This window comes from Dyella sp. BiH032 (assembly GCF_031954525.1).
In the GTDB taxonomy this organism is placed as follows: Bacteria; Pseudomonadota; Gammaproteobacteria; order Xanthomonadales; family Rhodanobacteraceae; genus Dyella_D.
Genome location: NZ_CP134867.1, coordinates 4022373 through 4040216, shown reverse-complemented (window position 1 = coordinate 4040216; position 17844 = coordinate 4022373). Strand labels below are relative to the sequence as shown.

Genomic DNA, 17844 nt, shown 5'->3' with positions numbered 1-17844 from the left:
TTGCGGCCCCCAAAGAGTCGCACCTCAATGGCATATGTACCGGAGAGCCTGATGGCGAACGAAGTCGTCGATCATGGCCGCCGACGGTTCCTTACAGCGACCACGGCGGTGGTTGGTGGAGCAGGAGTCATCGCGGCAGCCGTGCCCTTCATCAAGTCGTGGGAGCCCAGCGCAAGAGCCAAATCCGCCGGTGCTCCTGTCACGGTCGACATCAGCAAAATCGAGGCGGGTCAGAAGGTGACCTACCCCTGGCGTGGCCTCCCGGTCTTCGTGGTGAACCGCACCAAGGAACAGCTCGATGCCCTGCCGGGTCAGGACGGGCGTCTGGTCGACGCCAAGTCCAGCGGCAGCTCGGCGGAGCAGCAGCCCAAGTACGCGCAGAACGAAACGCGCTCGATCAAGCCGGAGTGGCTGGTCATGGTGGCCCTGTGCACCCATCTCGGCTGCGTGCCGGACTTCGTGCCGGTGATGAAGCCCGAGCCGTTCGATCCGGAGTGGAAGGGCGGTTTCTACTGCCCCTGCCACAAGTCGCGCTACGACATGGCCGGCCGTGTCTACGCCGGCGTTCCCGCGCCTAAGAACATGCTCATCCCCCCGTACCACTTCGTGGATGACACGCACATCCAGATTGGCGTGGATCCGAAGGAGGCCGGCTGATGGCTACCCTGTTCTCGCGCATCGGCGATTGGGTCAATGAGCGCGCGCCGAACTTGGCGCCGACCTATCGCAAGCACATGACCGAGTACTACGCGCCGAAGAATTTCAATCTTTGGTACTACTTCGGTTCGCTCGCCCTGCTGGTGCTGGTCAACCAGATCGTCACCGGCATCTTCCTCACCATGAACTACAAGACCAGCGCCGCGGAAGCGTTCGCCTCGGTCGAGTACATCATGCGCGACGTGGAGTGGGGCTGGCTGATCCGCTACATGCACTCCACGGGTGCCTCGCTGTTCTTCGTGGTGGTGTTCCTGCACATGTTCCGCGGCCTGATGTACGGCTCATACCAGAAGCCGCGCGAACTGGTGTGGCTGCTGGGCATGCTGATCTTCCTGGTGCTGATGGCCGAGGCCTTCATGGGCTACGTGCTGCCGTGGGGCAACATGTCGTTCTGGGGCGCCAAGGTGATCATCTCGCTGTTCGGCACCATTCCCGTGATCGGCAACTCCCTGGTGGAGTGGATCATGGGCGATTACCTGCCGGCCGATGCCACGCTCAACCGTTTCTTCGCGCTGCACGTGATCGCGCTGCCGCTGGTGCTGCTGCTGCTGGTGGTGCTGCATCTGGCCGCGCTGCATGAAGTGGGTTCGAACAACCCGGATGGCGTGGAGATCAAGAAGGGTCCCAAGGGCAACCGCTGGAATCCCGAGAAGCCGGCCGACGGCATTCCCTTCCATCCGTACTACACGGTGAAGGACCTGGTCGGCGTCGGCTTCTTCCTGCTCATTGCGGCCTTCATCATCTTCTTCGCGCCGACCTTCGGCGGCTGGTTCCTCGAGCACGACAACTTCGTGCCGGCGAACAACCTGGTGACGCCCACCCACATCAAGCCGGTGTGGTACTTCACTCCCTTCTACGCGATTCTGCGCATGATCCCGTCGTTCTTCAGCACGGCGATCTGGGGCGTGCTGGGCATGTTCGGGGCGATCGTCTTGCTCTTCCTGCTGCCTTGGATCGATGCCGGCAAGGTGCGCTCGATCCGCTATCGCGGCACGGGCTTCAAGGTGGCGCTGGGCCTGTTCGTGGTCTCCTTCATCGCGCTCGGTGCCGTCGGTGCGGGCGTCGTCGCGGAGGTCATCCCGGCCTGGTTCGGCAGCCATACCGACGTGACCTTCTGGGAGAACTCGTTCGGCCGTGTGATGACGCTGATCTACTTCGGCTACTTCGTGTTCTTGTGGATCTACACGCGCGGTGGCCGCGAGAAGACCAAGCCGGTACCGGAGCGGGTGGTGTATGACCATGACTAAGCGGCAGTCCCTGATGAAGCGCTATATCTCCTCGATTGCCCTTGCGGTCGGCCTGCTGGCCGGCACCACCACCACCACGGTCCTGGCGTCGGAAGAGGGCTCGCTGCCGTCGGCCGGCACCAACGTGCACGATCAGGCTGCCCTGCAGCGTGGCGCCAAGCTGTTCTTCAACTACTGCGTGGGCTGCCACTCGCTGAAGTTCGTGCGTTATTCCCGCGTGGCCGAAGACCTCGGCCTCAGCGAGAAGGACGTGATGGACAACCTGAACTTCACGGGCGCGAAGTTCGGTGATTCCGTGGTGTCGCACATGCCGGAAGACGCTGCGGCGTCGTTCTTCGGCAAGGCCCCGCCGGATCTCTCGCTGGAAGTGCGCGCCAAAGGCGCGGACTGGGTCTATGGCTATCTGAACTCGTTCTACCTGGACCCGACCCGTCCGGTGGGCTGGAACAACACGGTGTTCCCGAACGCCTCCATGCCCAACCCGCTCTGGGAACTGCAGGGATTGCAGACCGCGGTGATGAAGAAGGCCGACGGCGAGGAGACGGTCGAGAAGCTCGAGCTTGCGCATCCGGGCAAGCTCACGCCGGCCGAGTTCCAGCAGGCCACCCGTGACCTGACCACTTTCCTGGAGTACGTTGCGGAGCCGGCGGCCCTGCAGCGGCAGCGCTATGGCATCTGGGTGCTGCTGTTCCTGGCCGGTTTCACGCTGCTGGCGTACGCGCTCAAGAAGGAATATTGGAAGGACGTCCACTGAGACGTCGCTCCGTGGCCCGGCATGCGGCGGCTCCGGCCGCCGCATGCGTCTAGTCGATGGGGAGACCGCGCATGGTTCAAAGCGCACGTTCGCGATCCGTACTGACCCTGTACTCGACCGCGGATGACATCCAGTGTCACCGCACCCGTCTGGTGCTGGCGGCGAAGGGTGTCAGCTACGACAGGGTAATCGTCGATCCGAGCAAGCCGCCGGAGGATCTGCTGGATCTGAACCCGTACGGCTCCACGCCCACGCTGGTCGATCGCGACCTCACGCTCTACGGTACTTCGGTGGTCTGCGAGTACCTGGACGAGCGTTATCCTCATCCGCCGCTGATGCCGATCGATCCGCTTTCGCGTGCCCGCCTGCGTCTGGCGTCGCTGCGCATCGAGCTGGACTGGCTACCCGAGGTGAATACCATCCGTGCCGGCGGTCGGCCCGCGGATGCCGCGCGCAAGCGTTTGCGGGAACACCTGCTGACATCGCTGCCGCTGTTCAAGGCGTCAAAGTTCTTTCTGAACCCGGAAATGAGCCTCGCCGATTGCCTGGTGGCTCCCGTGGTCTGGCGCCTGCCGTGGCTTGGCGTGGACCTGGGACGCGAGGGCAAGCCGGTGCTGGATTATGGCGAGCGCCTATTCCATAGCCAGGGATTTGCGCGCAGTATGACCCCGGAAGAAAAGGCCATGCGCCCCTGAAAATGAGCAGTAACGACCAACACTTACCGATGACCTCCAATCGCCCGTACTTGCTGCGGGCGATCTACGACTGGATCACCGACAACAACCTCACGCCCTACATCCTGGTGGACGCCGCGCGCGAAGGCGTGCGCGTGCCGCCGCAGGTGGTGAAGAACGGGCAGGTGGTGCTGAACCTGGCCATGCGCGCGGTGGCGAACCTGGACCTCGGCAACGAGTGGATCAGTTTCCAGGCGCGGTTTTCGGGCGTCAGCCATTCGATCCTGATCCCCGTCAATGCCGTGCTGGCGCTTTATGCCCAGGAGAATGGGCAGGGCATGATGTTTCCGGCCGACGAAGGCGGCGATCCCCCCTCTCCGCCGGAACCGCCGTCGGATGACACGCCTTCCGCCGATGGAGCCGACGCGGGCGAGAAGCCGCGCAAGGGTGCACCGTTCCTGCGCGTGGTGAAGTAGGCAACCGGCGGGGCATGCCGTCGGGTCTCAGTGCAGGTGCGTAGTCTCAGTGCAGATGCGTATCGCCCGATTTCCTGCCGCCCAGGCGAGGGCGCAGAGGAACGACGTTGCCCGCATCCGTGGCGTCGTCGGGGTTGTCGGGTATGCGGGTCTCGATGGTCGGCAGGCTCAGGCCGGTGAGCCGGCCGTGGGCGAACCATAGGCGACCCGGCTCACGGTCGTCGCCATCGATGCTGACTTCGAAGCTATAGCTGCGCTCGAGAACCCGCTCGCCGTCCAGTCGGCGCAGCCCGATACTGCGCAGGCCGACCGTTTCATCCAGCAGCTGCAGGCCATGCCGTTCGCATTGCCGGCGAGCCTCGGCGATGGCCAGTTCGCGTGAGCGGCTGAGCTTCAACCATATAGCGACGACGGCCAGCAGGCCGAGTAGCAGGAGCGGGTCGGTGAATCGGTCCATGCAGGCCAGTGTGTGGCCGCCATCCTCCGCCCGCAAGGTGTACGGGCGAAGGAGTCATCGGGTTGCGAAGAGAAGTGGTGCGCCGCGCGGGCGCCCGGTCAGGCGAACTGGAGGCGCAGGGAGAGATCCACAGCGTGCACGTGCTTGGTCAGTGCGCCGACGGAGATGAAGTCCACGCCGGTCTCGGCATATGCGCGAATGGTGGAGAGATCCACATTGCCGGAAATCTCCAGCGACACGCGCCCCGCCGTGATCGCCACGGCTTCGCGCATGAGCGGAATGGTGAAGTTGTCCAGCATGATGCGGTCCACGCCGGCATTGAGCGCTTGCTGCAGCTCGTCCAGATTCTCCACTTCCACTTCCAGCAGCAGTTTCGGATGGAGCCGGCGTGCGGCATCGACCGCGTTGGCGATACTGCCTGCCGCGATGATGTGGTTTTCCTTGACCAGGATGGCGTCGTAAAGCCCGATACGGTGGTTGTGGCCACCGCCGCAGCGCACCGCATACTTTTGCGCCAGGCGCAGCCCAGGCACGGTCTTGCGGGTATCGAGCACGCGAACAGTCGTGCCGGTGACCGCCGCTACATAGGCCGCGGTCATGGTGGCCGTGCCGGAAAGCAACTGCAGGAAATTGAGCGCCGAACGCTCCGCGCTGACCAAGGCGCGAGCTTGACCCTCGAGCTGGCAGATGACGGACCCGGGCGCGACGCGTGCGCCGTCTTTGGCCTGCCAATGAATGCGGACGCTGGGATCGAGCTTCCGGAAGCAGGCGTCGAACCACGCGGTGCCGGCAATGACGGCTTCCTCGCGGCAAGTCAGCGTGGCTTTCGCGGAGGCGCCGGCGGGCAGAAGGTCGGCGGTGGCATCGCCTGCGCCGATGTCCTCGGCGAAAGCGCGTTCGACATCCGCCAGCACCAGGTCGGCCGGCGGCGGGGTGATCGGCGGGTTGGAGGTCATGCGGAGGCGGCGGGTTGGCTCAGTCGGCCTACGATGGCATCCAATGCGCGATCGAACAAGGCGGTCGACTCGAGGATGCGGGCCCGACCGCCCGCGATTTCCCGCGCGAGTTCATGCGGCGAGTAATCGGCGACCTTGAGGCCACGGCGGTTCACGAACAGATAGCGGCCGCTCATGGGGCTGATCCAAGAGAGCTTGGCGCGCTCGATGGTGTCGCCTTCCGTGGTGAATTCCAGCCAGATGCCCGGCTTCAGCTCCTGCACGACATGCAGCTCGGGAATGTCTGTTTCCTGCGCGGCTTCCGGCTCATCCGATGCCAGCATGGCCTCGCTTTCGGCGATGGGCTGGATGCTTTCCGGGATGGGCAGGGCGGTGGGTTCCTCGACGGCCTGCACGTCCGCGGCCGCCACCTGTTCCCCGAGCTGATGCCGATAGTAGGTATGCAGCTGGGCAAGCAGGCGCTCGATGTCGCTTTCCTGGAACGCCACGTTAGCCAAGCCGCGGCGCAGCGAGCGCTCGATGCCCGGAAGCATCTGGCGCAGCGTGCGGCGCTCGTCCAGCGAGCGCGCGGGGCGCGTGCTGGCAATGAAGTCGTTGACGAAGCGCAGCGAATCGCGGAACTCGGACGATTCCTCGCCCTGGCGCAGGATGGTCAGCACCATGTAATTGGCCCAGGCGCGCGACAGGATGCCGTGGATCAGCGGCGGCAACGCATGGTCGCCGATGCGCGTCAGGATCTCCTTCGCGGCGCGGCGACGCGCCTGTTCCAGTTTCTCGCGGCCGCGGGTGGACTCGGCCACGCGCTGTTCCGCGAGCTCCGCGCGACGGCGGCTCTGGTCCTGGAAGTCCTGCAGCTCCGCATTGAGCCGATCGAAGATGGTCAGGTCGTCATCGAACTCCTGCAGCAGGGAGTCGACGATGGACTTCACCTTGTCGTGCAGCCGGTGGTCGCGGTCGGACTCCGGCGACCAGCCCTTGGCGGCGTCCGCCAGGCTGTCGAGCAGGCGGCGGGCCGGGTGTTGCCGATGGGCGAACAGCCGGCGGTCGAGAATGGCCGCCTTGAGGTACGGGATCTGCAGTCGCGCGAGCAGCACCTGCATTTCGGTGGGCAGGTTGCGGTCTTCGAGAATGAACTCGAACAGCATGCCGACGAGGTCGATGGTGTCTTCGTCCATCGTCGCGACCTGCCCCGGGCGCTCGCCGCGCAGCGAGCCGATCTGCGCCAGCAGCTGCTCCTTGAGGTGGGCAACTTCCTGCATCACGGACGCGGTCGATGGACCGCCGCGCAAGGGCAGGGGACTGCCCACCGAAGCGGCCTGGCTCTGCAGGACGCTGAGGGCGCCGATGAGTTCGTTGACCGTCGGCACCTGCAGCGGGCCGCCGACCGGCAGGTTTTCCGGCATGCCGCCGCGGCGGGCGCTGAACAGCGTGCGCAGGGTTTGCAGCAGTTCGTTGGAGGCGGCGTCGTCTCCGGCCGGGAGCTCGTCGCCCTGCGTGGCTCCGGCCGCCTGGCCGGCAGCGGCGGGCGCCGCGCCACTGCGCTGTACCTCGTGGCGCAGCTGCGGCAGCACCCCGGCGCGGACCAGCTCGGCATTGACTTCCTGGTAAAGCTCGTCGAGCGAGGCCAGCACGTAGCGATCGAACAACTTGTAGATGATCAGCTTGACGCGCATCTCCGCCGACAGCTCGCGCATCGCCTGGCGGAACGCCTGGGTCAGCGATGCGGGCGCGATGGGATTGTTCGAGTCCTCGACCTTGACGCCGCCATAGATGACCGACAAGCGTTGGTTGACCGCGAACAGATCGCGGGTGAGCCGCGTCTCGTTCTTGCCGATCATGCTGGTGATCGCAAGCGACTCTTCCAGCTCGTTGTCGGCCACCAGGGTGAGTTCGACCGTGCCGATGGGCAGTTGCACGGGTCCCGAGCCAGCCTGGGTGCGCTGCTGGGAGACGAAGTCGGCGATGCCGCGGGAGACCGTGCTCAGGAAGGCGCGCTCGACGGCCGGCCGACGCTTGCGCACTTCGCGCATGCCGTCGAAATAGTGCATCTGCGCAGCGTTGTTCTCGGCCTTCTCGGCCAGATCGAACAGTGCGTCGTCCACATGTTCGAACATGCCGTTGACCAGCAGCTGCAGGCGCCGTGAAGCGATGTCACGCACGGTGTTCAACAGCGCGCCCCCGCGCTCGCTGGACGGGTCCAGGCGCTGGCTAAGGCTGACGATATTGGATGGCTCACTGGCGTCTTTCATCGCCACACCCCTGTGTGATGTGCTGCCGTCGCGCCGTGGCGGCTACGCCGACCGCATAACTGGCAACGATACGCGAAAAATCGTCGCAATGTCATGCTCGGGTTGGCATCTGGGGGCATCCCCGGCCGGGCTCAAGCGGCCCGGCGAAAACTCAGGCGGCGGAGGGAAAATCCCGCAGCTGGGTGGTGCCCACGCCCTCTTCGGGGAGCATCACGGGAATGCCGTCGTCGATGCGGTAGACCACCTTGCGGTCGACCGTGATCAAGCCGTCCTGCAGTGGGGTTTCCACCCGGGCATCGGCCACCGTGTCGACCTGCCCCTGGGCAATGGCGGCATTCAGGGCCTCCAGCTCGTTCTTGGCGAGCGGACGGACCGGGGTCTTGCTGACCGGACAGCAGAGGATGTCGAGCAGGCGCTTGTCCATGAGGAGCGTGTGTGGTCGTGTGATGACGCGGAAAGGTCCGTACAATAGCCCCTTTTGGATGGCCGAACCATGACTTCGACAGCCAAGGCGCCGCTGGTCGGCGTAGTGATGGGCTCCCGTTCCGATTGGGAGACCATGGAGCATGCGGCCGGCGTGCTGACCGAGCTGGGCGTGCCCCACGAGGTGCGGGTCGTCTCCGCGCACCGCACCCCTGACCTGCTGTTCCGTTACGCCGAGGAAGCTTCGGCAAGGGGTATTCAGGTCATCGTCGCCGGCGCCGGCGGCGCGGCGCATCTGCCGGGCATGCTGGCGGCCAAGACGCGGCTTCCGGTGCTCGGCGTGCCGGTGCAGTCCAAGGCATTGAACGGCATGGATTCCCTGCTCTCGATCGCGCAGATGCCGGCAGGCATCCCGGTCGGCACCCTGGCGATCGGTCGTGCCGGCGCGGTCAATGCGGGCCTGCTGGCGGCCGCCGTGCTTGCCCTGCACGATCCTGCGCTGGCCGCGGCGCTCGATGCCTACCGCGCACGCCAGACGCAGTCCGTGCTCGACCACCCGGACCCGCGACAGTGACCGCACGACGCCAACCCGTGCTGGGCATCCTCGGTGGCGGCCAGCTGGCCCGCATGCTGGCGCTGGCGGCAGCACCGCTCGGGGTGAAGACTCTGGTCGTGGATAGCGCGCCCGATGCCTGTGCCGCGCAGGTTGCGCCGCTGCTGGCGGCGGATTGGACGGACTACGCCGCACTCGAAGGTTTCGCCCAGCAGGTGGACGTAGTCACCTTCGACTTCGAAAACGTGCCTGCCGAAACCGCGCATTGGCTGGCCGAGCGCGCCGCTGTCTTTCCGGCGCCGCGCGCCCTGGCGGTGGCGCAGGACCGGCTGGCCGAGAAGACCCTGTTCCGCGAATGCGGACTCGACACGCCGGCCTTCATGGCCGTCGATACGCGTTCCGATCTGGACCGCGCCCTGGCCACCATCGGCGCGCCGGCCATCCTGAAGACGCGCCGCCTCGGCTACGACGGCAAGGGGCAGTTCCGCATACGCAGTCTTGTCGACGCCGATGCCGCCTGGGCGGCCCTGGGCGCGCAGGCCGCGGCGCACGGCTTGATCCTCGAGGCCTTCGTGCCGTTCGACCGTGAGCTGTCGGTGGTCGCCGTGCGTGGCCGCGACGGCGATTTCCGCACCTGGCCGCTCACCCAGAACTGGCACACCGACGGCGTGCTCTCTTTGAGCCTGGCCCCGGCGCCGGAGGTGGGCGAACTGCAGGCGCGCGCGACGGCGCTGGCCCGCACGCTGGCGGAGCGGTTGTCGTACGTGGGCGTGTTCGCCTTGGAGCTATTCGTCAAGGACGGAGAGCTGCTAGGCAACGAGATGGCTCCGCGCGTGCACAACTCGGGGCATTGGACGATCGAGGGCGCGTTCACCAGCCAGTTCGAGAATCATGTGCGCGCCGTGCTCGGCATGCCGCTGGGCGATACCGCGGCGCGCGGCCTCTCGGCGATGTTCAACTGGATCGGCGAACTGCCCGACGCCGCCCCCGTGCTCCGCACGGTCGACGCGCATTGGCACGACTACGGCAAGCAGCCGCGCCCCGGCCGCAAGGTGGGGCACGCCACGGTCTGCGCGCCGGACGCTGCGCAGATGGCGGAACGCCTGCGCGGCATCGCTCAGGCGCTTGCGCGCGATCAGCAGGCGGATCCGGCGGTTCGATTGCTGGGCTGAGCCCGGCAGGTTGCGCAAAAAAAGCGGAGCCGTCGCCGGCTCCGCTTTTTCTTTCCCAGTGAAGGGATCAGGCCAGATTCTTGGCCGCAAATTCCCAGTTCACCAGTTCCCAGAACGACTCGACGTACTTCGGGCGAGCGTTGCGGTAATCAATGTAGTAGGCGTGCTCCCACACGTCGACCGTAAAGAGCGGCTTGTCGCTCCCCGTGATCGGCGTGGCGGCATTAGACGTGTTGACGATGCCCAGCGATCCGTCGGGGCGCTGCACCAGCCAGGTCCAGCCGGAGCCGAAGTTGCCCACAGCCGATTTACTGAATTCTTCCTTGAACTTGTCGAACGAGCCGAACGCCTTGTTGATGGCATCGGCGAGCTTGCCGCTGGGGGCATTCTCCTTGTTCGGCTTGCGCATCGAGTTCCAATAGAAGGTGTGGTTCCACACCTGGGCGGCATTGTTGAACACCCCGCCGGACGACTTCTTGATGATGTCCACCAGCTCTGCGTTCTCGAACTCCGTGCCCTTGATCAGGTTATTGAGATTGGTCACGTAGGCCTGGTGGTGCTTGCCGTAGTGGAATTCCAGCGTTTCGGCCGAAATGTTCGGTTCCAGCGCGTTCTTTTCGTAGGGCAGGGGGGGGAGTTCGATCGCCATGGTTGAGGCTCCTGGGCGTTTGGCTGAGGAAAGTCGTGGCGGGCGCCGCGGGACGGCGAGCCGGTGCGCGACTGATACACTACCGATCTCATCGCATTGTAATGATGAATTGCCGAGCTATGGACGTTAACGAGCGAATCAAGGCCGTGCTGGCCGGGCACCCCATCGTGCTCTTTATGAAGGGCACGCCACAGTTCCCGATGTGCGGCTTCTCCAGCCGCGCCGCGCAGGCGCTGAAAGAGGCGGGGGCGGACGTCCATGCGGTGAACGTGCTGGCCGACCCCGAGGTACGCGCGGCGCTGCCGCACTACGCGAACTGGCCGACCTTCCCTCAGCTGTTCATCCAGGGCGAACTGATCGGCGGCTGCGACATCGTCGAGGACCTCAAGGCCTCCGGCGAGTTGGCACGGATGGTGGTCGACGTGAGCGGGGCATCGCAGGCATGACTTTGGCGAGCAGCCGTCTTCCTCAAGACTGGGCGCCGCAGCCCGGCTCCCTTGCCGGGCGCGTGGTACTGGTCACCGGCGCTTATGGCGGATTGGGCGCCGCCGTCGCCCGCGCGCTGGCCGGTGCAGGTGCCACGGTGGTCATCACCGGGCGGCGCCGGCGTCAGCTGGAGCAGCTTTACGACGCGATGGTGGCCGAGCAGCTGCCTGAGCCGGTGATCCACCCGCTCGATCTGGAAGCCGCCACACCGAACGACTATCAGGCGGTGGCCGATGGCCTCGAACGCGACTTCGGCCGGCTGGATGGCATCGTCCACGCGGCCGCGAGCTTCGATGGCCTCACGCCCATCGCCATGCACAAGCCGGACGAGTGGCTGCGCGCCTTGCACGTGAACGTGTCCGCGCCTTTCGCGCTCACCCAGGCCTGCATGCCGCTGCTCACCGCCGCGCCCGACAGTGCCGTCGTGTTCGTGCTGGACAACCCGGAGCTCGTGCGCAAGGCGCACTGGGGCGCCTACGGCGTCGCGAAAGCGGCGCTGGAGCGCTTCGTGGAGATACTGCACCAAGAGACCGAAACCACGCCGCTGCGTGCGCATGCGTTGCTGCCCGCGCCGATGCGCACGGCATTGCGTCGCCAGGCCTATTTCGGCGAGGACACCAGCAAGCTTCCCCTGCCGGATGCCGCGGCGCAGGCGGCCGTCTATCTCCTGGGACCGCAAGGCGCGGCTTCGCGCGGCACCACACTCGACCTACGCGAGGTCTGAGCGGTGCGCGTCAGGTCAGCCGCATCCGGCGAGGGGAAATAAATGGAAACGCAGATGACCACCTTGTCGGCGGCGATCCTGCTGTTCCTGATCATGGATCCGCTGGGCAACATCCCGATCTTCCTCAGCCTGCTCAAGGATGTGGCACCCAAGCGCCGGCGCTACGTCATGGTGCGCGAGCTGTTGATCGCGCTTGGTGTGCTGCTGGTATTCCTGGTCGGCGGCCAGCACATCCTCAGGCTTCTGCAGCTGCGCCAGGAATCCATCAGCATCGCCGGCGGCATCGTGCTGTTCTTGATCGGCATCCGCATGGTGTTCCCGCCCGCGGATGGCGGTGGCATCTTCGGCAAGTCAGGCGAGGGCGAGCCTTTCATCGTGCCCATGGCCATTCCTGGGGTGGCCGGCCCGTCCGCGATGGCCGCGCTGCTGCTGCTCACCAATACCCAGCCCGGCCGCACCGCCGACTGGGCGATCGCCTTGCTGGGCGCGTGGCTGGCGACGTCGGTGATTCTGCTGTGTTCCACCTACTTGTTCCGCTGGCTGGGCGAGAGCGTGCTGACCGCCCTTGAGCGGGTGATGGGCATGCTGCTCATCGCGTTGTCCGTGCAGATGTTCCTGGGCGGCGTGGCAGCGTATTTGCATCTGGCCGTTTGAAACGCCATCGGCCGAATGGGGCTTGCCCTGGCAGGATCACCTTGCTGTCATAATCCGCGGCCAGCATGGGCGAAGTCGTTAAGGAGACGATCATGCTAAGTGTCGAACAGACCGTCATCGAACGTCTGCCATGGTTGGCACAGCATCCGCACCTGAAGCGCTCGATCGTCGGGCTGCTGGGGCGCCTCGCCGACGAGGACGGCTTCAATCGCGTGCTGGAGCAGCTCCGCGATTCCGAGGGCTTCGATTTCGTCGAGCGCTCCCTAGATGTGCTGGGTGCGAACTACTACGTCAATCCGCGCGAGCGCGAGAACATCCCGGTCGAGGGCGGCGTGCTGGTGGTGGCCAACCATCCCCTGGGCATGGTGGATGCGCTGACGCTGCTGCATCTGGTCGGCTCGGTGCGCAGCGACGTCAAGATTCTCGGCAACGATTGGCTGGCATCGATTCCGCAGCTCAATCGCCTTCTCCTGCACGTGGACGTGTTCGGCAAGGGCGCGGGCTCCCGCATGCGCGAAATCTATCGCGCGCTGGATCGTGGCGAGGCGCTGATCGTGTTCCCGGCTGGCGAAGTTTCGCGGATGGGACCTGGCGGCGTACGGGACGGCCGCTGGGCCGATGGCTTCGCGCGGTTGGCACTGCGCAGCAAGACGCCGGTGCTGCCGATCCACGTAGCGGCGCGCAATTCGGCCATCTTCTATGGCCTCTCCATGCTGGCCAAGCCGCTCAGTACGGCCATGCTGCCGCGCGAGGCCGTGGCGCCGATCAAGCGCCGCATCGGCTTCAGCGTCGGTGCGCTGGTTGGTGCGGACGAGCTGGAGCAGCGCAGTGGCGGATCGGCCCAGCGCGCGGCGAAGCTCATGCGGCGGCATGTTTATCGCATTGGTCGCCACCGCGGTTTGATCTTCGGCGGCCAGGCACCGATCGCGCATCCGGAATCCACCGATCGCGTGGTGGCTGACCTGGCCGCGCGCGCGGAGAAGCTGGCTGACCTCAACGACGGCAAGCAGGTACTGCTGCTGCAGGGCGCGGCCGATAGCGCAGCATTGCGCGAGATCGGTCGCCTGCGCGAGCTGACGTTCCGCAAGGTAGGCGAGGGTACGGGGCTGCGGCGCGACCTCGACGTCTACGATCCGCACTACGAGCACCTCGTGCTGTGGGACCCGAAGGCGTTGCGTATCGTCGGTTCGTACCGGTTCGGCCACGGTGGCCGGATCATCGCCGAGCGCGGCATGAAGGGCCTCTATACCTCGAGCCTGTTCAATTATTCGCCGGCGCTCGAATCGCGTCTGGCGCAGGGCCTCGAGCTCGGCCGCAGCTTCATCGCGCCGGCGTACTGGCGCTCCCGTGCATTGGACCAGCTGTGGCAGGGCATTGGCCTGTACCTGCAGCGTCATCCGGAGCTGCGCTACCTGTTCGGTCCCGTGAGCATGTCCGTCAGCCTGCCGCGCGAGGCGCGCGAATGGATCGCGGCGGCGCACCAGCATTACTTCGGCGCACCGGGCCTCGCCGCGGCTCGCCAGCCGTTCGTGATCTCGCCCGCAGTGATCGATATGGTCCGCGCCGCGCTGGAAGGCCTGGACCCCGCCGCGGGCCTGGGCAAGCTGAAACATCACCTGGACGCCCTGGGCGTCAGTCTGCCCGTGCTCTACCGCCAATACGTGGACCTGGTGGAGCCCGAGGGCGTGCAGTTCCTCGATTTCGGCGAGGATCCCGGTTTCTCCGGCTGCGTCGATGGGTTGGTGATGCTGGACCTGGCCACACTCAAGCCGGCAAAGCGCGCGCGCTACCTCGGAAAATCCTAGGGAAATTTCTTATCCCCTGTCACAAAGCGGGCTGTTAGCCTGTCTTAAGCTTTCGTTTGGCGGGCCTTGTACGACGGGCTGGCGGCGAAGGCCGGAGTGGTGCGGTGGCTTCTGCTACCTCTCCACTCAAGTGGCTGTTTTCACGTCACTTGTGCGTCGCTCCAATTCAGTGGTATGGGGCCGGCACGAGATAAAAAGTACGTGAAACCGTTACATAAGTGTCATAGAATGCCGTTAAAGTCCGCTTAACACTTTGTTGGCAGGCGGGGCGGTCTCGCCGCAAGAAAGCTCGGACAGCAAGAATATTCCGGGGAAACCAATCTGCTTTGAGAGAGCTGCCTGGCTAGCGCCGGGCACCGGCGTTTTTGGTTTCCGCATCGCTCATTTTTACGTTGCGCGCCCAAGGGGTTAATCACAGTGAACAGCCGAATTCGTGCCAAAGTCCTGCCGTTTGCGATCGCGTCGTTGCTCGCCATGTCGGTGCCGGCGATCGCCCAGGACACTTCGTCTTCCATCAGCGGCCGCGTGTTGGACGCCAACGGCCAGCCGGTCGCCGGCGCCACCGTGCAGATCGTGCATGAGCCGTCCGGTACCACCAAGAGCACCACGACCGATGCGAACGGCCGCTATGCCGCCTCCGGTCTGCGCGTGGGTGGTCCGTTCGATGTGAAGGTGAACAAGGACGGCCAGACCACCGAGCAGGACAACGTCTACCTGCAGCTGTCGCAGGACACGGCCGTGAACCTGACCGTCGGCGCCGCCGCTGCCGCCAAGAACCTCGAGGGCGTGACGGTTTCCGCCGCCGCCGGTTCGCAGCTCTTCACTTCCGAGAACAAGGGCCTGTCGACCAACGTGTCGCAGCGCCAGCTGAAGATGACGCCGGCGCCGAGCGGCAACATCGCCGACATCGCCCGCCTCGATCCGCGCGTGAACGTGGATCACGTCACCGGTGCAATCTCCGCCAACGGCCAGAACGCGCGCCTCAACAGCATCAAGGTCGACGGCCTGGGCGTGGGCGATCCCTTCGGCCTGAACGGCAGCGGCCTGCCGACCGTCGGCTCGCCGATCGCGATGGACACCATCGAGGAATACTCGATCTCCACCGCCAACTACGACGTGACGTCGGACTCGGTGGGCGCCGAGATCAACGCCGTCACCAAGAGCGGTACCAACGACTTTCATGGTTCGGTGTATTACACCTACAAGAACACCGACGACATGGTGGGCAAGGCCGGCTGGCTGAAGACCAACCGCGACTACACCGAGTTCGACACCAACTGGAAGGCGGGTGCGACCATCGGCGGTCCGATCATCAAGGACAAGCTGTTCTTCTTCGCCAGCTATGAGAAGGAAAAGGTCACCGGTCTGAGCTCCGGCGCGGCCAATGGCCTCGACAGCAGCCTGACCGGCGGCTCCACCGGCAACAAGATCTCGCCCAGCGATCTGGCTCGCATCACCAATGCGGCCAACAACCTCGGGCTGGTGCCGGGCAGCCTCGGCGCCAATGCAGGCGACCTGGAAGACAAGCGTTACCAGGCCAAGATCGACTGGAACATCTCCGATCGCCACCGCGCCAGCTTCGCTTATCAGCGCACCAAGGAATTCAAGCCGAACCCGCAGGGCAACAGCACCAACTCGATCGGCCTGAGCAGCTATTGGTACAACGTCGCGACCGACAACAAGAACTACACGCTGCAGTTCTTCGATGACTGGTCGGACATCTTCTCGTCCGAGACGAAGATCGCCTACAGCGATTTCAACCTGCACCGCACGGTTGCCAACCAGCAGCCGCAGATCACCGTGCGCTCGAGCAACACCAATAGCACCACCGCGCCGACGGTGAACCTGGGCGAAGATCAGTTCAGCCACTACAACTCGGCGAAGGTCAAGAACCTCAGTGCGTTCTGGGCCGGAACGCTTTACCTGGGCGACCACACCGTGAAGGGTGGCTTCGAGCTAGGCCGCAACCGCATCTATAACCTGTTCGGCCGCACCGAGTTTGGCGCCTATACCTTCAACAGCATCCCCGGATTCGAGCAGGGCCTGTACTCCAGCTACAGCCTGTACCAGCCGGCGCCGGGCTACGACATCAACGGCATCGCCGCGAAGTGGGAGCTGCGCGAGCGCAACTTCTTCCTGCAGGATACGTGGCAGGTCAACAACAACCTGTCCGTGCAGTACGGCTTCCGCGTCAACAAGTACCTGACCGACGATAAGCCGCTGTACAACGCCAAGTTCGAGCAGCGCTTCGGTTTCAGCAACACCGGCACCATCAATGGCAGCACGCTGGTGCAGCCGCGCCTGTCGTTCAACTACACCTTCGATACCGAGCTGAAGACCCAGCTGCGCGGCGGCGTGGGCCTGTTCCAGTCCAGCCCGCCGACCGTGTGGATGACGAATCCGTACCAGAACAACGGTATCAACATTGTTACCTATCAGTACGATCGTCAGGCCAATGGCACCTGCAAGTTCGGCAGCGTTTTCGTGACCTGCCCGACCTTCAGCGCGGATCCGCATAAGCAGAACACCTCGGGCGCCGGCACCATCCCGCAGATGGCGGTGGATACCATCGACCCGAACTTCCAGTTGCCGAGCGTGTGGAAGGCCTCGCTTGCCATCGACCGTGAGCTGCCGTTCTGGGGTGTCATCGCCACGGCGGAGTACCAGCGCCTGGAGACGCGTGACGGCATCCTCTACAAGAACCTCAACATCGGTGCGCCTTCCGGCGTGCTGCCGGATGGCCGCTTCACCTACTACGGTTGCATCGGTGGCGCGCAATCCCTGGGTGGTGCCACCGGCGCCACTAACTGCGGCACCAATCCCAACGGCGCTGCCAGCGTCGGCAACAACAACAATAATTCGCGTATCCGCGCCGATGGCCGGTTTGCTCAGGGCGTGACCTACCTGACCAACACCGGCAAGGGCAAGGCCGAGTCGCTGACCCTGTCGCTGAGCAAGCCGTTCTCCGACAGCTGGGCGGCCAGCCTGAGCGTCACCGGTTCGCACGCCACCGAAGTGAACCCGGGCACCTCCAGCCAGGCGACGTCGAACTACAGCAACAACGCCTGGTACAACCCGAACGAAGACGTGGCTTCGACCTCGAACACCAATGTGCCGCTGCGCGTGAACGCCTCGGTTTCGTGGTCGCACAACTTCTTCGGTAACTACGCCACGACCGTCAGTGCGTTCTACGACGGTCACAAGGGCGTGCCGTATAGCTGGGTGTTCGGTAATGACGCCAATGGCGACTCCTACTCGCGCGACCTGATCTATATCCCGCGTCCGGGCGAGGTGATCATTACCGCTCCGACCCCGGCCCAGGCGGCCAAGCTGGAGCAGCAGTTCTATGCGTTCATCAAGAGCGACGACTACCTGAGTGATCACCAGGGCAAGGTGGCTCGCCGCAATGGTGCCAAGTCGGCTTGGGTCAACCAGCTCGACCTGAGCTTCAGCCAGGAAGTGCCCGGCATCTTCAAGGGCAACAAGGGTGAGATCCGCCTGGACATCTACAATGTCCTGAACCTGGTCAACGACAAGTGGGGCCAGCAGAACTACGTCGGCTTCCCCTACATCCGTACGCTGGCCAACTATGCCGGCGTCGATCCGAAGACGGGCAAGTACATCTACAGCCTGCCGACGGACGCGAACGGCAACTACCAGCCGGGCCAGAAGACGGTGTACGACAGCTCGACCGACAACAGCGCGACCAAGGTCAACCCGGCCTCGCGCTGGTCCGCCATGCTCAGCCTGCGCTACACGTTCTAAGCCAGGCTGGCCTTGCCAGATGGAAACCGGCGCCCCTCGGGGCGCCGGTTTTTTTATGGGAGAGGTTGACCGGCCCGGTTCGC

At 64.9% G+C, this 17844-nt stretch carries 17 protein-coding genes; 12 read left to right on the top strand and 5 right to left on the bottom strand.

Annotated features, from left to right (window positions below; translation table 11 throughout):
- Positions 1 to 51 precede the first annotated feature (51 nt).
- From petA to RKE25_RS17825, 5 genes are all read left to right on the top strand, one after another.
- Positions 52 to 657: a ubiquinol-cytochrome c reductase iron-sulfur subunit gene (gene petA, locus RKE25_RS17845; protein ID WP_311839435.1), complete on the top strand. Its 606-nt coding sequence runs from the start codon at positions 52 to 54 to the stop codon at positions 655 to 657.
- A complete protein-coding gene (locus RKE25_RS17840) occupies positions 657 to 1964 on the top strand; it encodes a cytochrome bc complex cytochrome b subunit (protein ID WP_311839434.1) in 1308 nt (435 codons plus the stop codon). The genes petA and RKE25_RS17840 overlap by 1 nt, the downstream gene beginning before the upstream one ends.
- A gap of 13 nt (positions 1965 to 1977) precedes the next feature.
- Positions 1978 to 2718 (top strand): cytochrome c1, encoded by a 741-nt coding sequence (locus RKE25_RS17835; RefSeq protein ID WP_311842422.1) that lies wholly within the window; start codon positions 1978 to 1980, stop codon positions 2716 to 2718.
- Between the two features lie 71 nt (positions 2719 to 2789).
- Positions 2790 to 3413, top strand: a complete 624-nt coding sequence (locus RKE25_RS17830; protein ID WP_311839433.1) for a glutathione S-transferase N-terminal domain-containing protein — start codon at positions 2790 to 2792, stop codon at positions 3411 to 3413.
- Positions 3414 to 3442: 29 nt separating this feature from the next.
- Positions 3443 to 3868: a ClpXP protease specificity-enhancing factor gene (locus tag RKE25_RS17825; protein WP_311839432.1), complete on the top strand. Its 426-nt coding sequence runs from the start codon at positions 3443 to 3445 to the stop codon at positions 3866 to 3868.
- 46 nt (positions 3869 to 3914) lie between these two features.
- On the opposite strand, the gene RKE25_RS17820 is transcribed toward RKE25_RS17825, so the two are convergent.
- The 4 genes from RKE25_RS17820 to RKE25_RS17805 form a co-directional block, all read right to left on the bottom strand.
- Positions 3915 to 4325: a DUF3301 domain-containing protein gene (locus RKE25_RS17820; RefSeq protein ID WP_311839431.1), complete on the bottom strand. Its 411-nt coding sequence runs from the start codon at positions 4323 to 4325 to the stop codon at positions 3915 to 3917.
- 98 nt (positions 4326 to 4423) lie between these two features.
- Positions 4424 to 5281, bottom strand: a complete 858-nt coding sequence (gene nadC, locus RKE25_RS17815) for a carboxylating nicotinate-nucleotide diphosphorylase (RefSeq protein WP_311839430.1) — start codon at positions 5279 to 5281, stop codon at positions 4424 to 4426.
- Positions 5278 to 7530: a DUF1631 domain-containing protein gene (locus RKE25_RS17810; RefSeq protein ID WP_311839429.1), complete on the bottom strand. Its 2253-nt coding sequence runs from the start codon at positions 7528 to 7530 to the stop codon at positions 5278 to 5280. Before RKE25_RS17810 ends, nadC begins: the two co-directional genes overlap by 4 nt.
- 151 nt (positions 7531 to 7681) lie before the next feature.
- Complete coding sequence (locus RKE25_RS17805) at positions 7682 to 7954, bottom strand: Trm112 family protein (RefSeq protein WP_311839428.1); 273 nt, start codon at positions 7952 to 7954, stop codon at positions 7682 to 7684.
- 69 nt (positions 7955 to 8023) lie between these two features.
- Between RKE25_RS17805 and purE the strand changes: the two genes are divergently transcribed.
- Together purE and RKE25_RS17795 are read left to right on the top strand one after the other, a co-directional pair.
- On the top strand, positions 8024 to 8527 hold the full coding sequence (gene purE / locus RKE25_RS17800; protein ID WP_311839427.1) for a 5-(carboxyamino)imidazole ribonucleotide mutase: 504 nt from the start codon (positions 8024 to 8026) through the stop codon (positions 8525 to 8527).
- Positions 8524 to 9678, top strand: coding sequence for a 5-(carboxyamino)imidazole ribonucleotide synthase (locus RKE25_RS17795; protein ID WP_311839426.1), 1155 nt, complete (start codon positions 8524 to 8526; stop codon positions 9676 to 9678). Before purE ends, RKE25_RS17795 begins: the two co-directional genes overlap by 4 nt.
- 67 nt (positions 9679 to 9745) lie before the next feature.
- Here RKE25_RS17795 and RKE25_RS17790 read toward each other — a convergent pair whose 3' ends face one another.
- Positions 9746 to 10327 (bottom strand): Fe-Mn family superoxide dismutase, encoded by a 582-nt coding sequence (locus tag RKE25_RS17790; RefSeq protein ID WP_311839425.1) that lies wholly within the window; start codon positions 10325 to 10327, stop codon positions 9746 to 9748.
- Between the two features lie 119 nt (positions 10328 to 10446).
- Here RKE25_RS17790 and grxD point away from each other — a divergent pair, with 119 nt between their 5' ends.
- The 5 genes from grxD (at position 10447) to RKE25_RS17765 (ending at position 17761) form a co-directional block, all read left to right on the top strand.
- Positions 10447 to 10773 carry a Grx4 family monothiol glutaredoxin gene (gene grxD, locus RKE25_RS17785; protein ID WP_311839424.1) on the top strand — a complete coding sequence of 109 codons (327 nt, stop codon included), beginning with the start codon at positions 10447 to 10449 and terminating at the stop codon, positions 10771 to 10773.
- Positions 10770 to 11537, top strand: coding sequence for an SDR family NAD(P)-dependent oxidoreductase (locus RKE25_RS17780; RefSeq protein WP_311839423.1), 768 nt, complete (start codon positions 10770 to 10772; stop codon positions 11535 to 11537). The genes grxD and RKE25_RS17780 overlap by 4 nt, the downstream gene beginning before the upstream one ends.
- A gap of 54 nt (positions 11538 to 11591) precedes the next feature.
- Entirely contained in the window at positions 11592 to 12191 is a 600-nt protein-coding gene (locus RKE25_RS17775; protein WP_311839422.1) for a YhgN family NAAT transporter, read from the top strand.
- A 92-nt stretch (positions 12192 to 12283) separates the two neighbouring features.
- Positions 12284 to 13996, top strand: coding sequence for a lysophospholipid acyltransferase family protein (locus tag RKE25_RS17770; RefSeq protein WP_311839421.1), 1713 nt, complete (start codon positions 12284 to 12286; stop codon positions 13994 to 13996).
- Positions 13997 to 14413: 417 nt separating this feature from the next.
- Positions 14414 to 17761, top strand: a complete 3348-nt coding sequence (locus tag RKE25_RS17765; protein WP_311839420.1) for a carboxypeptidase regulatory-like domain-containing protein — start codon at positions 14414 to 14416, stop codon at positions 17759 to 17761.
- The last annotated feature ends 83 nt before the right edge of the window (positions 17762 to 17844 follow it).

Coding starts and splice junctions, on each gene's coding strand:
- petA (WP_311839435.1), top strand. CDS start 52: ATGGCGAACGAAGTCGTCGATCATGGCCGCCGACGGTTCCTTACAGCG.
- RKE25_RS17840 (WP_311839434.1), top strand. CDS start 657: ATGGCTACCCTGTTCTCGCGCATCGGCGATTGGGTCAATGAGCGCGCG.
- RKE25_RS17835 (WP_311842422.1), top strand. CDS start 1,978: ATGAAGCGCTATATCTCCTCGATTGCCCTTGCGGTCGGCCTGCTGGCC.
- RKE25_RS17830 (WP_311839433.1), top strand. CDS start 2,790: ATGGTTCAAAGCGCACGTTCGCGATCCGTACTGACCCTGTACTCGACC.
- RKE25_RS17825 (WP_311839432.1), top strand. CDS start 3,443: ATGACCTCCAATCGCCCGTACTTGCTGCGGGCGATCTACGACTGGATC.
- RKE25_RS17820 (WP_311839431.1), bottom strand. CDS start 4,325: ATGGACCGATTCACCGACCCGCTCCTGCTACTCGGCCTGCTGGCCGTC.
- nadC (WP_311839430.1), bottom strand. CDS start 5,281: ATGACCTCCAACCCGCCGATCACCCCGCCGCCGGCCGACCTGGTGCTG.
- RKE25_RS17810 (WP_311839429.1), bottom strand. CDS start 7,530: ATGAAAGACGCCAGTGAGCCATCCAATATCGTCAGCCTTAGCCAGCGC.
- RKE25_RS17805 (WP_311839428.1), bottom strand. CDS start 7,954: ATGGACAAGCGCCTGCTCGACATCCTCTGCTGTCCGGTCAGCAAGACC.
- purE (WP_311839427.1), top strand. CDS start 8,024: ATGACTTCGACAGCCAAGGCGCCGCTGGTCGGCGTAGTGATGGGCTCC.
- RKE25_RS17790 (WP_311839425.1), bottom strand. CDS start 10,327: ATGGCGATCGAACTCCCCCCCCTGCCCTACGAAAAGAACGCGCTGGAA.
- grxD (WP_311839424.1), top strand. CDS start 10,447: ATGGACGTTAACGAGCGAATCAAGGCCGTGCTGGCCGGGCACCCCATC.
- RKE25_RS17780 (WP_311839423.1), top strand. CDS start 10,770: ATGACTTTGGCGAGCAGCCGTCTTCCTCAAGACTGGGCGCCGCAGCCC.
- RKE25_RS17775 (WP_311839422.1), top strand. CDS start 11,592: ATGACCACCTTGTCGGCGGCGATCCTGCTGTTCCTGATCATGGATCCG.
- RKE25_RS17770 (WP_311839421.1), top strand. CDS start 12,284: ATGCTAAGTGTCGAACAGACCGTCATCGAACGTCTGCCATGGTTGGCA.